The following is a 12911-nucleotide window of genomic DNA, read 5'->3' on the forward strand; positions in this document are numbered from 1 at the left end:
AAGAGGTAGCTTATGAAATACATTGTTAATTACTCAAATGATACAGCTTTTAATATTGCTCTGGAAGAATATGCTTTCAAACACCTCTTAGATGAGGATGAGATTTTCCTGCTCTGGATTAACAAACCTTCTATCATCGTGGGACGTCACCAAAATACCATCGAAGAAATCAACCGTGACTACGTTCGTGAGCATGGCATTGAAGTTGTGCGTCGTATCAGTGGTGGAGGAGCTGTTTATCATGATCTGAACAACCTCAACTACACCATTATCTCTAAAGAAAGTGAAGATCGTGCCTTTGACTTCAAGAGTTTTTCTACGCCGGTTATCAACACTCTGGCAGAGCTTGGGGTAAAGGCTGAATTCACCGGCCGTAATGACCTGGAGATTGATGGCAAGAAGTTCTGTGGCAATGCGCAGGCCTATATCAACGGCCGTATCATGCACCATGGCTGCCTTCTCTTTGATGTTGACTTGTCAGTCTTGGCCGATGCGCTTAAGGTTTCTAAAGACAAGTTCGAATCGAAAGGGGTTAAATCCGTCCGTGCTCGCGTGACAAATATTATCAATGAATTGCCGGAAAAGATTACTGTTGAAGAATTCCGCGACCTGCTTCTGGACTACATGAAGAAAGAATATCCAGAAATGACAGAATATGTCTTCTCCGAGAAAGAACTGGAAGAAATCAAGCAAATCAGAGATAGCAAGTTTGGAACTTGGGACTGGAACTACGGTAAATCACCTGAATACAATGTGCGTCGTGGCACTAAGTTTACCAGCGGTAAGGTAGAAATCTTTGCCAATGTTGTTGAATCTAAGATTCAGGATATCAAAATCTATGGAGATTTCTTTGGTATTGAGGATGTAGCAGCAGTAGAAGATGTGCTTCGCGGTGTTAAATACGAACGCGAAGATGTCCTGAAAGCTCTTGAAACGATTGATATTAGCCGCTACTTTGCTGGAATCAGCAGAGAAGATATTGCCGAAGCTATCGTAGGTTAAAATCTGATATAAAGAAAAGCTAAACTCTCAAAGAGTTTGGTTTTTCATGTAAACAGTATATTTCAAATCAACAACATTCTTACGTTTCCTTAACCAGCTAGTTTTCTCTAGGCTTTATCTACCAGATATGATAAAATGATAGGGAATTAGAGAAAGGGGTGCCTTGATGCAGAAAGTCCCAGTAGAAAGCCTTGGTCTGTTTGAGCAGTTGGACCGCACAGTTGTAGCTTTTCTGAAGAAAAAACCATCTCCTAATCCAGACAATTTTTATGTTAGCATATCTGCAGAAGATTATGAGAAAAAGAAAGAAGAATTTGAAAAATCAGGCTATCAAGCTGTGAAATTACCGCTTGGCATGGCGTTGGATAATGTTATTCAGCAACCTTCTTTCCAAAACCTAGTCATTGGTGGGCTCTACATGGTAGATATCTTCGTTCCCAAGGAAGATCTGCTGCCCTTAAAGGATCTTGTTGACAGCTTTTGCATCATGTTTGCAGCAGCTAATAATCGAATAGAAAATATCAAGGCTTACGATCTGATGAAGAGTAAGACAGTTTACTTTATAGGAAAACTCTTTACGGATAATCCTCAGCCAGGCGATGAAGTTAGCTTTGAAGGGCTAAATAGAGAGACAGCAGAAGGCTCCTACGAAGCGGTCAAATGCTTCCTAACTAGAGAAAGTGCTGAAAAGTACAACACCAAAAATCGACCAGTCACAGCAGCGAATCTGGAGCATCTCAAGCACTTCTGGGGCAAACCGCTGATTGTTGAACCCCATCGTAATTATTGGATTGAGTTTTTATAAAAGAAAGAGCGAAGCATCTAAAATAGATTTTTCGCTCTTTTGTTGTTATTGTTAATATTAAATTCACATATTTTAAATTATGTAATATTATAATTTATCCAAAGCGTTCTTTTGCTCATCATTGACAATGTGGGTGTAGAGGTCTGTTACCTGAGTGCTAGCATGCCCTAGCTGATGACTGACGAGAACTTGAGATTTGGTCGCATCGTATAAACGTGTAGCAAGCGTGTGGCGGAGTTTGTGAGGAGTCACTCGCACCTTGAAGTCCTCGGAATACTTGGCCACCATTTTTTCGACACTGGAAGCATCGATTCGATTAGGACTGCCACGGTATTCAGTCAAAAAGAAGGCTGTATCAGTCTTTTCGGCCTTGTATCGTTTGCTCCGAATGTTTAGATACTCTTCTAAATAAGGCTTGGCAAAAGCAGCAACATTGACAGAGTCCCTTTTACCGCCTTTTCTTGTCACTTCAATGACCATCATCTTTAGATTGATGTCTTTCAGGTCTAGATTAACAGCTTCAGACAGACGAACACCAGAGGCTAGCAGCAAGGCAATGATGGCTAAATCACGTTCTTTGTTCTTGTTAAAAGAAGACAGAGCGCGATTAGACAGCTTCTTAGGGTACTCCGTATCAATATACTGGAGGAATTCTTCCGTCTCATCCCCTAAAAAGAGCTTCTGCTTAATATTCTCTGCACGAGCAGCCAGAGTTTCCTTTTTCTTCTTAGTAGCAACCTTTTTCATCACATTTCTATAGAAGTAGGGCTCGCCCTGCTCGTTTTCAACTTCCTCAGTCAAATATTTGTAGAGGCTGGACAAAGCTGAAAGAGTTCGGTTGATAGTTGTCTGGGAAACACCGTTTTGGGTTGTATTGGCATTGAGAAGCGGCCGCTCTCGCAGATACAGAATGAAGGTCTCCATGTCTTTCTTGGTCATATTTTCCAAGACTGAAAGAGGAATCTCAGCAATATGGGAAGCATCCGTTATACCAGATTCTAGCACCCAGTTAAAAAAGCGATCATATTCTTTGAGATATTCGTATAGGGTTGTAAAACTATAAGGCACCGCCAGCTTAGACTGGTAATATTCCAAAATGTACCAGGGCATAGTGGCTTTGAGTTTATCAATTCTTTCTAATAACAGTTCACGTCTCATCACATTTCTCCGTTTTTTCTATAACAGTAGTATAGCATATCTAGATATATTTTTCAAGAAAATTATAGTTTTTCGGAAAGATGTAAGAGAGCATATATAGTCCAACCTTATTACAAAAACGGATAATAAAAACAAGACAGTATTGAGGAATTAGACTCTGTCTTGTTTCACTAAAACTTATTCTTCTAATTCAATTTTTTGAAAATAATCCAGTTGCCATTTTTGTGTTGCCTGAGCTGTTTTATTTAAATTTGTGCACCAGGACGGATAAAACCGCATAGCCATCTTTCCTTTACAATCTTTTGTAGAAAGAATTTTTTTACTGATAGCCTTCTCTTTGGGAATGATAAATATACCGCAATGACGGTCGTCGATAACGACAATTACCAATTCATCACCTAAGTCTTTATCAGTATATGGAATGTTCTTATTGTCTTGGTCTTTTTTCCAAAAGACTGTAAAGTAGCCTTCTTTTTTAGGTGTCTTCTTTGCCAAACGGCATCTTTTATATTCTTGATCATCCTTTGGCTTAATCAAAATGCTTTCATAGTCTTCATTCCATTTTTCATTTATCAGATCAAAGTCACCATAATACCTATGAAGAATGTCTGTCATTTTCATTGTTTTATCGCCTTTCTAATTTTTTACCAAAATTAAATTATGTAAATATTTATCGGTTTAAGTTTATCTTTATTATAACAAAAAATCCCTAATCAAATCAATTACCTGTTCATTTTGGGGAAGAGAGGAATGATGGGCATCCTTACCTACGATGACAACCTCTCTGTGTGAAGCTATTTTTCCTTTGTAAATCAAGCTCCCAGCCTCTACACTGCTTTTATGGACAATTCCGTCACCGTCTCGGAAAAAAATTCCCAAAATTGACAAATGCTGCAGCTTCTTAGGAAGTTTTCCCTGGTTGGCTACAAAGTCATCTAGCATCGGGACTCGATGATTAAGATTTTTCTTGTTTAGATTATAAGGGCTGCCAATAGTCAGGAGCTTTTCCATCTCCAATCCAGAATGGTTTGCCAGGTATTGCTGTAGGAATACTGTATAAACTAGACCACCGTTAGAATGCCCAAGCGCTTTAAAACTGTTAAAAGAGTACTTCTCTCGCAAAACAGTCAAGGCAGCGTCAAACATTGCCGCCTGCTGCTTGATGTTTTCATATCCATCACGATTATTCTGAAAACCAACCACAAAAATAGGATTTCTGTCCTTGCGCTTCAAATGCCCTCGGTAAGTCATGTGTCCGTCATTCCAGATTTTAATACGGACTAGACTATGATGTGGATGCTGATTGCGGTTTAGCTTTTTAACCATTCGATTAAAGCGATTTTCCGTGGCAGAACTACCAGGAATCATGATAATAGGACTCATTTTGACCTTGCTGGCAGGTAGATGAGAAATAGGGTGGGAAGGCAGCTTATTCAATAATTTTTGAAAGGTTTTAGCAAGTCGATGAATCAATTGAGTCAAAAAAGGCCTCATTCTAGTCTCCATATCTGTATCTGATCTTTCCAAAAACAAGCCACATAACGGATTTATGTAGCTTGTTGATTATCATTTATATTCTTTATCTACAACCTTGATATCTCTATACCAAATTTCAATTTTTTTTGTATATCTTTTTGCAATTTTTTCATCGTAAATCGATTTCAACCAATCTACAAAATTTTTATCAAATTTTTCTCTATTAATAATTTGATTTGGTGTTCCTTTATTATTAGAATTACTAGATGTTTGATCATCAAGTTGAGAAGATAGTGAGGGAATTTCTATTTTAATTTTTTTATAAGGCTTACTTTCAAAATAATTTGTTTCTTCAGTAGATATTTCTACACCTTTTACATTAATAAAAATACCATCTAGATTTAAGTCTTGCTTCAACAATTGTCTTTCTGAATATTTATTATAACCCAGAAAAATTGAAATAAATAAAGCAGTAACAATCAGAGGAAAGCAAAATTTCTTAACTAATATCATTTTACTTCCTCCACTTTCAAACTTTTATCTACTAAAACAGGTGTATCATCGTCTTTCAAATCATACTCAACATATAATTTATATTTTTTCTTACCAACGCCAAAGAACCAACCACCTTCATCCAGAAATTTTCCTATAATCTTAACTCGGTTGGAAGAAGGTTTGAAATCAAAATCAACATTATCTTGATCCCCAATTTTTTCCCATTCATTAAATTTTACGTTTGATTTATTCCAAATTTTCTTTTGTAAATCGGCTAGTATCTCTTTCTTTTGAACCTTGGATAAATCTTTGAAACCGCTAATCTTTTCCCCATCTTTCCAGCCAACAACTAATTCTCCGTCATAGAATATTTTATAAGTGCCAGCAGATTGGAAACTTGTATCTTTGTTAAACGATGATTCAAAAGCAGTTTTTAACTGACTTCTATTTGAATCATCATCAAACAGAGGAGAATAATTAATTAGCTTTGGTATCGAAATATCAATTTCTTTCGCTTCTTTGCTACTAAACCAACTAATAAAACCATTTTGAGAGATAACACCTACGTTACTCCCTATAATTGAAGAATAGGCATCTCTCACATTATTTTTTGCACTTATTTCTTGTTTTTGTTGATTCCAAGGAGATAATGAATTAAATAAACTTCCCAAAGATGGAATCCCTATATAAATAACAGCAAAAATTAAAACTATAACAAATATAAATAGAGAAATAAAATTTGCAATTGCAGTTTTTATTTGATTTATTCCTAATTCAGCAAATTGAGATATAAACCTTGAGATAAGATTTTTTGACTTGGTTTGACTCCTATTTTTTCTTTCCATAATCCTCCCTTTAAACTTTTCCTAATTATATATTTATAAGCGATTTGTTTGATGAAGTTCTCCCTTATTACTTCCGCTTCTTCTTATTCTTTTTCATTTGCTTGGCCATTTTGTTCATGCTGCGGCGCATCAGGAACTCTCCAGCTTTGCCCTTGAGTCCGCCGCCGAACATTTGGCTCATATCCGGCATGCCTGCTCCTCCCAAGCCTGACATATCTGGCATACCGCCTTGGCCCATCATGCCTTCAAGAGCTGACATGTCGGGCATTCCTCCGCCACTAGGCATGTTCTTAGGCATATTGTTTGGATTGAGCCCCATTTGCTTCATCATCTTGCTCATATCGCCTGACAGAACGCCCTGCATCATCTGCTTAGCTTGATTGAAGTCTTTGATAAATTTATTGACATCAACGAAGCTGTTACCTGAACCATTGGCAATCCGACGGCGACGGCTAGGACTCAGCAAGTCTGGATTTTCCCGCTCAGCCGGTGTCATAGAGGATACGATAGCGCGCTTGCGGGCAATTTCTTTCTCGTCCACTTTGATATTCTTGAGGGCAGGATTATTGGCCATACCTGGAATCAGCTTGAGCAAGTCTTCCATAGGTCCCATGCCTTGCACCTGATCCAACTGATCAATGAAGTCGTTGAAATCAAAGGTGTTTTCCCGCATCTTTTCAGCCATTTCAAGCGATTTTTTCTCATCGTATTCTTGAGAGGCTTTTTCAATCAGAGTCAGCATGTCCCCCATGCCCAAAATCCGGCTGGACATACGGTCTGGGTGGAAGGTTTCAATATCAGTGATTTTTTCACCGGTACCAGTAAATTTAATAGGCTTACCAGTAATCTGACGGACAGACAGTGCTGCACCGCCACGGGTATCACCATCAATCTTAGTCAGGATAACCCCGGTCACTTCCAGTTGACTGTTAAATTCACGAGCGACATTAGCCGCTTCCTGACCAATCATGGCATCGACAACCAAGAGGATTTCATTCGGATTAGCCAGCGCTTTGACATCTGACAGCTCCTGCATGAGTTTTTCATCAATCTGAAGGCGCCCAGCCGTATCAATCAGGACATAGTCGTTGTGGTTAGCCTTGGCTTGCTCCAAACCTTGACGGACAATCTCAACAGCTGGAACTTCAGTCCCCAGAGCAAAGACAGGTACATCAATTTGCTGTCCAAGTGTTTTCAACTGTTCAATAGCTGCTGGACGGTAAATATCTGCCGCAATCATGAGCGGGCGAGCATTTTCTTCTTTCTTGAGCTTATTAGCAAGCTTTCCGGCAAAGGTGGTCTTACCAGCACCTTGCAGACCAACCATCATGATAATAGTCGGAATCTTTGGTGATTTGATAATCTCAGCAGTATCAGAACCCAGGATAGTTGTCAGTTCTTCGTCAACGATCTTGATGATTTGTTGCGCTGGATTGAGGGTGTCGATAACCTCATGACCGACAGCGCGCTCACGGACTTTCTTGATAAAGTCTTTGACAACCGGCAGAGCAACATCGGCTTCTAAAAGGGCCAGACGAATCTCTTTGGTTGCTTCCTGGACATCGCTCTCTGAGATTTTCCCTTTTCTGCGTAGATTTTTAAAGACGTTCTGCAAACGTTCTGTTAAACTTTCAAATGCCATTTTTTATTTCTCCTAGTTTCTATTTCAATCAATTCAGTGGAAATTTTCCAAAACGTGTTAAACAAGCGTATTCTTCAGCAGAGACTTCTTTCATAATCTCATTTGGGTAGCCCCAGCAACCGAAGCCTTCTTGCATTGCCTTAGAAAGATCGTCAGGGGAGATGATTTGTACCCTGGCAGGAAAAGATTCTTCCGACTCTAACAACCAGCAAGACATTCCCTTGTAGATAACTTGTTTAGCCATGGTCACTCCCTATTGTCAATACCAGACAGAATCCCAATCTGCTCCTGCAGATAGCTGTCGCCAGGGTATTTCTCTGTAATCTGGTCAAATATCTGACTTCTGACAATGTAGTCCGAGTACATGTGCAGCTTTTTCTCATAGTCTTCCAGAATCTTCTCTGTCCGCTTGATATTATCGTAAACAGCCTGACGGCTAACACCAAACTCCTCAGCAATCTCAGCCAGGCTGTAGTCGTCTGCATAGTAGAGCTCGATATAGTTCATCTGCTTGTCAGTCAAAAGCGCCGCATAAAACTCAAAGAGAGCATTCATTCGGTTTGTTTTTTCAATTTCCATAAGAAACATTATACCAGAAAAGCATGATAAACTCTAGTCTGACAAGGGAAATAAACACTCGAAATATGAGATTGCAAAACTACAATCAGCTTTTTCTTCCGAGTAAAAGACAAGTTAAAAACCCTTGGTGATAACCAAGAGTTTTGCAATAATTAATTGTTTTCCAAATAAAATTCAAAACGATCGCCGACATACTGGCTTTTTACATATTCAAAAGCTGTTCCATCATCAAAGTAAGAAATCTGAGTCAGTCCTAAGATGGCATGACCGCGGGGAATATCAAGGTAATTTGCAATTTTTTCCTTAGCTAGTCGAGCATAAATCGTCTGCTGGGACTTGCCAATCTTATAGCCATGTTTCTGCAAGGTCTGAAAGAAATGACTGGTCACCTCTTCTTTTTTGAAATTCTTAATGAACTTCTCTGGAATTGAAGCCACTTCGTAGACCACCGGCAAATCATCAGCGTAGCGAACCCGCTCCATCCGAATGACATTTTCCGTCTTGTGGATACCTAGTTTCTCCACTTCCTGCTCACTCGGCAGGGTACGTCGATAAGAAATGAGCTGACTGGATGGCGTTTTGCCTTGCGCCTTCATGATTTCCGTGAAGCTGGTCGTGCCACGCATTTTCTCCTGAACACGTGTACTGGCAACGAAGGTACCACTACCGACTCGACGCTCTAGCACTCCCTCATCAACCAAGAGTGTGATAGCTTGACGCAGGGTCATACGGCTGACCTTAAAGGTTTCGGCTAAATCTCGCTCGCTGGGTAGACGCTCCCCAATCTCCCAAACGGCATCGTCAATGTCTTTCTTAATCTGATCATGAATTTTGATATATGCGGGCAACATGTTGACTCTTCTTTCTTATTTGATACCTTCCTTTATTTTAGTACCAAATACTTCAAATGTCAAACTAAATGATAAGTATTAGCTCTCAAATGCTTGCTTTTCTAACGATTCTAGCAGTTTTGTCAAATAAAGACTCATATTCGTTTTTTCATCACTCTTACTCCTTATTACCTTGGAAAAATTCCTTTTTTGTGATAAAATGAGGGGAAAAGATAACTTCTTTTAAGAAAGGGAACAGATGACAACTAGAACTGAATTGCAAGATGTCGAAAAGATCATCGTGCTTGATTACGGAAGCCAGTACAACCAGCTGATTTCACGTCGCATTCGTGAAATCGGTGTTTTTTCTGAGCTCAAGAGCCACAAGATTACTGCTGACGAAGTCCGTGCTATCCAGCCTGTCGGGATTATCCTTTCCGGCGGTCCGAATTCTGTATATGAAGACGGCTCTTTTGATATTGACCCGGAAATTTTTGAGTTGGGAATCCCGATTTTAGGAATCTGCTATGGTATGCAGCTTTTGACTCACAAGCTGGGCGGCAAGGTTGTCCCTGCTGGTCATGCTGGAAATCGTGAATATGGTCAGTCAACTCTGTCACATACTGCTAACTCCAGTCTTTTCAACGGAACACCTGAAAGCCAGCTAGTTCTTATGAGCCATGGAGATGCAGTAACAGAAATTCCTGCAGACTTTGTCCGTACTGGTACTTCTGCTGACTGTCCTTTTGCAGCCATTGAAAATCCAACTAAGAAAATCTATGGCATTCAGTTCCACCCTGAGGTTCGTCATTCAGAATTTGGCTATGATATCCTGCGAAACTTTGCACTTACTATTTGTGGAGCCAAAGGCGACTGGTCCATGGATAACTTCATTGACATGGAAATTCAAAAAATCCGCCAAACTGTTGGTGACAAGAAGGTGCTGTTGGGACTTTCTGGCGGTGTAGACTCTTCTGTTGTCGGTGTTCTCTTACAGAAAGCAATCGGCGATCAACTAATCTGTATTTTTGTGGATCATGGTCTTTTGCGTAAAGGCGAAGCAGATCAGGTCATGGATATGCTGGGCGGTAAATTTGGCTTGAATATCATTAAGGCTGACGCAGCTAAACGTTTCCTTGATAAACTAGCTGGTGTCTCAGATCCAGAACAAAAACGTAAAATCATCGGAAACGAGTTTGTCTATGTCTTTGACGACGAAGCCAGCAAACTAAAAGATGTAAAATTCTTGGCTCAAGGAACGCTCTATACAGACGTTATCGAATCTGGTACCGACACTGCTCAGACTATCAAGTCTCACCATAATGTTGGCGGACTGCCGGAAGACATGCAGTTTGAGCTGATTGAGCCGTTGAACACACTTTATAAAGATGAAGTTCGTGCTTTGGGTACAGAGCTTGGTATGCCTGATGAAATTGTCTGGCGCCAGCCATTCCCAGGACCAGGACTTGCTATTCGCGTTATGGGAGAAATCACTGAGGAAAAATTGGAAACAGTTCGCGAATCTGATGCTATTCTCCGCGAAGAAATCGCCAAAGCTGGTCTTGACCGCGACATCTGGCAATACTTTACTGTTAATACTGGAGTCCGTTCTGTTGGTGTCATGGGTGACGGCCGGACTTACGACTACACAATTGCGATTCGCGCTATCACTTCTATTGATGGCATGACAGCTGACTTTGCCAAGATTCCTTGGGATGTTCTGCAAAAAATCTCCGTTCGCATCGTCAACGAGGTAGACCACGTCAACCGCATCGTCTACGATATCACTAGCAAACCACCTGCAACTGTAGAGTGGGAGTAACAAGTAAATCATATTTTAAAAATCCTCCACCGGAAGACTTCTGATGGAGGATTTAACGTATAAAAAACAAACAAGGCTAGGACATTTTAGTCCTAGCCTTGTTTGATATAGTCTTGAAATTAACCGCCGAACAATCCTTTAAAGAAGTTGACAATGGCATTCCAGATATTAGAAAAGAAATTACCGCCTTCTTGAAGGAGTCCGTTTGCATCAAAGTTGAGGTTAATATTGTTAAAAGTATCCCCTGCCTTTGAAACAATGCTGTCTTTCAAGTCACTAAGCGTCTTCGTAAAGTCAGAATCTGTAATGACTCCACTGTTTGAAAGATTAACAGCGAAATTCACGATGAGGTTGATTTGGTCACTGGTCACTGACTGAGTCAGACCGTAGTTTTTCAAGGTTTCTTCAACAATCTTACGGACATCATCTGCTGTCAGATTGCTGTTGTTCTTCTTAGCATTGGCAATAGCCGCTTTGATATCAGCCAGAGCTACATTGAGCTTATCTGCGTCATAGCCTTCCTTACCTGTATTTTCAGCATTGATACCAGAAAGGGCAGCAAGTTCTTCCTGCGCTAGGTTTTTATTTTCTTGAGGAATGGTCGCGCCATTATCTTCCAGAGAGTAGTAAATCCCAGCCAAGGCGCTCTCGCCAGTTACTGGAATTGGTGCCGCAACGGTAATCTGCGCGTGCTGAACACCCAGAGTAACAGCTGCATTGCGATACATATCTTCTGTAACCTTAGTGATATTTTGCGGAGTGACAATTTTGACCTCTAATGGCTTGTTGCCGCCTAACTTCTGGATTTTTACAGAAGAATAAAGCTGCAGACTAGGGTCGTTGGCAACATCCATGATTTTAGAGTAAACTTCTGGCGTCATGGTCTTAAGTGGCTTGCTGTCACTAGATGAATTGTAGCCTAGCATTTGCAAGGTCTGCTGTTTTTGGCTCTCATCTAAGGAGTAACCCAGGACATACTCAGGCTGCACGTAAGTCTCATCAATGACTTTCTGAACATTTGAATCGGCCGTTGCGGTCGATACAGTAAACAGAGTAGCCAGCAAGGCTCCTGCTGTCATTAAAGTTTTTTTGAATTTCATATTTTTTTCCTCTTTTCCTCCCGCTATAGTTTCCCAAATTCTATAGCTTTTTTATAGAGCAAACTTCTTTCTGAGTGCTTCGAATTTCTGTTTCTTGAGCTTGTGATTCCCGCTCCTTTTGATATTCAGAGTGCTTCAGGTAAGTTGCTGCAATGATGGAGTTATTATTATCTCATCCATTGAGGGCTTGAGATAATAGATACATTTTACAACATTTCTCAAAGAAGTTCAAAGAAAAAACAGTCACTGGATTTATGTGCCAGTAACTGCTCTTTTCTACTTTTTCCAAAGGAAGTCAATCAGTAATTCGTCTACTTCTGGATTCTCATGCAATTGGCTGTGCTGAGCTAACTGACCTGTGATTTTCTTTTCCTGGTAAGATTTGGCATTCTCAACCAGGAGATATTTAAGGCTGCGAGAAGAAATATTGAGTACAGAACCGTCGGATTCATTTTTGAAATCGCCGTAGATATTAAGGACATCTACCTGCTCTTGTGGATATACTTCTCGTAATCCCAGTAGTTTTTGATAAGTCTGGCTCATAGCACTAGGCTGGCCAGTTTGGTCGTCTAGGATTCTCAAATCTTCAGGCAAGTCCCTTCCTTGCAGACCATTAACATGGTTGGCAATATTGACCTGCTTTTGCAGCTCGGGCAGCTTTTCATCCTGACCGTTCTCCAGCATATAAAAGAGGATGGACATATTTCCCATCGAATGGCCTACCAGATTCATCTTCTTAAAACCATAAGTTTCTTGTAGCTTGCGAATCACAGCTGCTGCATATTTGCCGTCTTGCGCGTAGTCGGCATTGCGGTTATCTTCATAGTTTACCTTGATAATGGGATTGATAGCACCTTTTGGTATCTCGCCTAATAAGCTTACTTGACCGTTTTTACTGACATTTGCTGTGATAATTGTCTGAGTGACTCCAGTCTTTTTGGCTGCCTCTGTCATATGATTTTCAGCATTAGAGCTGGATCCAAAACCGTGGAAAAACAAGGTCGGCGTTGTTGACTGCACAAATTGTTTTGTATTGAGGCTAGTGGCTTCTTTATGGTTGTAAAAAGCTGTTAGACCGGCAATTGTCACCAAGACCAGAATCAGGAGCTTAAAAGCAAGTTTCTTATTCATTTTTCATTCCTTTTAATGATAGATGT

General features: G+C 40.3%; 14 protein-coding genes. 3 read left to right on the forward strand and 11 right to left on the reverse strand.

The features are described 5' to 3' along the window. Window positions 1-12 precede the first annotated feature (12 nt). Together K1I94_RS03060 and K1I94_RS03065 are read left to right on the forward strand one after the other, a co-directional pair. Window positions 13-1002 carry a lipoate--protein ligase gene (locus tag K1I94_RS03060; RefSeq protein WP_223314360.1) on the forward strand — a complete coding sequence of 330 codons (990 nt, stop codon included), beginning with the start codon at window positions 13-15 and terminating at the stop codon, window positions 1000-1002. Between the two features lie 166 nt (window positions 1003-1168). Beyond that, window positions 1169-1807 (forward strand): hypothetical protein, encoded by a 639-nt coding sequence (locus K1I94_RS03065; RefSeq protein WP_223314361.1) that lies wholly within the window; start codon window positions 1169-1171, stop codon window positions 1805-1807. A gap of 87 nt (window positions 1808-1894) precedes the next feature. Here the strand turns inward: K1I94_RS03065 and xerS are convergent, their stop codons facing one another. The 9 genes from xerS to K1I94_RS03110 all read right to left on the reverse strand — a co-directional run bounded on the left by xerS (window position 1895) and on the right by K1I94_RS03110 (window position 8853). Then, window positions 1895-2965: a tyrosine recombinase XerS gene (gene xerS, locus K1I94_RS03070; protein ID WP_223314362.1), complete on the reverse strand. Its 1071-nt coding sequence runs from the start codon at window positions 2963-2965 to the stop codon at window positions 1895-1897. Between the two features lie 177 nt (window positions 2966-3142). Further along, the gene (locus K1I94_RS03075; RefSeq protein ID WP_223314363.1) at window positions 3143-3586 is read right to left on the reverse strand and encodes a MepB family protein; all 444 of its coding nucleotides are present in this window, start codon (window positions 3584-3586) and stop codon (window positions 3143-3145) included. Between the two features lie 72 nt (window positions 3587-3658). After that, window positions 3659-4459, reverse strand: a complete 801-nt coding sequence (locus K1I94_RS03080; protein ID WP_223314364.1) for an alpha/beta hydrolase — start codon at window positions 4457-4459, stop codon at window positions 3659-3661. 72 nt (window positions 4460-4531) lie between these two features. Next, complete coding sequence (locus tag K1I94_RS03085; protein WP_002934360.1) at window positions 4532-4954, reverse strand: hypothetical protein; 423 nt, start codon at window positions 4952-4954, stop codon at window positions 4532-4534. After that, complete coding sequence (locus K1I94_RS03090) at window positions 4951-5781, reverse strand: hypothetical protein (protein WP_223314365.1); 831 nt, start codon at window positions 5779-5781, stop codon at window positions 4951-4953. Before K1I94_RS03090 ends, K1I94_RS03085 begins: the two co-directional genes overlap by 4 nt. A gap of 67 nt (window positions 5782-5848) precedes the next feature. Then, complete coding sequence (gene ffh / locus K1I94_RS03095) at window positions 5849-7423, reverse strand: signal recognition particle protein (RefSeq protein ID WP_223314366.1); 1575 nt, start codon at window positions 7421-7423, stop codon at window positions 5849-5851. A gap of 28 nt (window positions 7424-7451) precedes the next feature. After that, entirely contained in the window at window positions 7452-7667 is a 216-nt protein-coding gene (locus K1I94_RS03100) for a 2-oxoglutarate:acceptor oxidoreductase (protein ID WP_223314367.1), read from the reverse strand. 2 nt (window positions 7668-7669) lie between these two features. Further along, on the reverse strand, window positions 7670-8002 hold the full coding sequence (locus K1I94_RS03105; protein WP_032906723.1) for a putative DNA-binding protein: 333 nt from the start codon (window positions 8000-8002) through the stop codon (window positions 7670-7672). 152 nt (window positions 8003-8154) lie between these two features. Next, complete coding sequence (locus K1I94_RS03110) at window positions 8155-8853, reverse strand: GntR family transcriptional regulator (protein WP_223314368.1); 699 nt, start codon at window positions 8851-8853, stop codon at window positions 8155-8157. 238 nt (window positions 8854-9091) lie between these two features. Here K1I94_RS03110 and guaA point away from each other — a divergent pair, with 238 nt between their 5' ends. Then, window positions 9092-10654, forward strand: coding sequence for a glutamine-hydrolyzing GMP synthase (gene guaA / locus K1I94_RS03115; protein ID WP_223314369.1), 1563 nt, complete (start codon window positions 9092-9094; stop codon window positions 10652-10654). Window positions 10655-10773: 119 nt separating this feature from the next. On the opposite strand, the gene K1I94_RS03120 is transcribed toward guaA, so the two are convergent. Together K1I94_RS03120 and K1I94_RS03125 are read right to left on the reverse strand one after the other, a co-directional pair. Beyond that, a complete protein-coding gene (locus K1I94_RS03120; RefSeq protein WP_223314370.1) occupies window positions 10774-11754 on the reverse strand; it encodes a DUF1002 domain-containing protein in 981 nt (326 codons plus the stop codon). Window positions 11755-12030: 276 nt separating this feature from the next. Then, window positions 12031-12885, reverse strand: coding sequence for an alpha/beta hydrolase (locus K1I94_RS03125; RefSeq protein WP_223314371.1), 855 nt, complete (start codon window positions 12883-12885; stop codon window positions 12031-12033). Between the last annotated feature and the right edge of the window lie 26 nt (window positions 12886-12911).

Source organism: Streptococcus sanguinis, from assembly GCF_019929145.1.
Taxonomy (GTDB): Bacteria; Bacillota; Bacilli; order Lactobacillales; family Streptococcaceae; genus Streptococcus; species Streptococcus sanguinis_U.

What these genes read in the sequence shown, in the direction of transcription:
- K1I94_RS03110 (WP_223314368.1), bottom strand. Translation starts at nt 8,853, where the DNA reads ATGTTGCCCGCATATATCAAAATTCATGATCAGATTAAGAAAGACATT.
- K1I94_RS03085 (WP_002934360.1), bottom strand. Translation starts at nt 4,954, where the DNA reads ATGATATTAGTTAAGAAATTTTGCTTTCCTCTGATTGTTACTGCTTTA.
- guaA (WP_223314369.1), top strand. Translation starts at nt 9,092, where the DNA reads ATGACAACTAGAACTGAATTGCAAGATGTCGAAAAGATCATCGTGCTT.
- K1I94_RS03105 (WP_032906723.1), bottom strand. Translation starts at nt 8,002, where the DNA reads ATGGAAATTGAAAAAACAAACCGAATGAATGCTCTCTTTGAGTTTTAT.
- ffh (WP_223314366.1), bottom strand. Translation starts at nt 7,423, where the DNA reads ATGGCATTTGAAAGTTTAACAGAACGTTTGCAGAACGTCTTTAAAAAT.
- K1I94_RS03120 (WP_223314370.1), bottom strand. Translation starts at nt 11,754, where the DNA reads ATGAAATTCAAAAAAACTTTAATGACAGCAGGAGCCTTGCTGGCTACT.
- K1I94_RS03060 (WP_223314360.1), top strand. Translation starts at nt 13, where the DNA reads ATGAAATACATTGTTAATTACTCAAATGATACAGCTTTTAATATTGCT.
- K1I94_RS03080 (WP_223314364.1), bottom strand. Translation starts at nt 4,459, where the DNA reads ATGAGGCCTTTTTTGACTCAATTGATTCATCGACTTGCTAAAACCTTT.
- K1I94_RS03065 (WP_223314361.1), top strand. Translation starts at nt 1,169, where the DNA reads ATGCAGAAAGTCCCAGTAGAAAGCCTTGGTCTGTTTGAGCAGTTGGAC.
- K1I94_RS03090 (WP_223314365.1), bottom strand. Translation starts at nt 5,781, where the DNA reads ATGGAAAGAAAAAATAGGAGTCAAACCAAGTCAAAAAATCTTATCTCA.
- xerS (WP_223314362.1), bottom strand. Translation starts at nt 2,965, where the DNA reads ATGAGACGTGAACTGTTATTAGAAAGAATTGATAAACTCAAAGCCACT.
- K1I94_RS03100 (WP_223314367.1), bottom strand. Translation starts at nt 7,667, where the DNA reads ATGGCTAAACAAGTTATCTACAAGGGAATGTCTTGCTGGTTGTTAGAG.
- K1I94_RS03125 (WP_223314371.1), bottom strand. Translation starts at nt 12,885, where the DNA reads ATGAATAAGAAACTTGCTTTTAAGCTCCTGATTCTGGTCTTGGTGACA.
- K1I94_RS03075 (WP_223314363.1), bottom strand. Translation starts at nt 3,586, where the DNA reads ATGAAAATGACAGACATTCTTCATAGGTATTATGGTGACTTTGATCTG.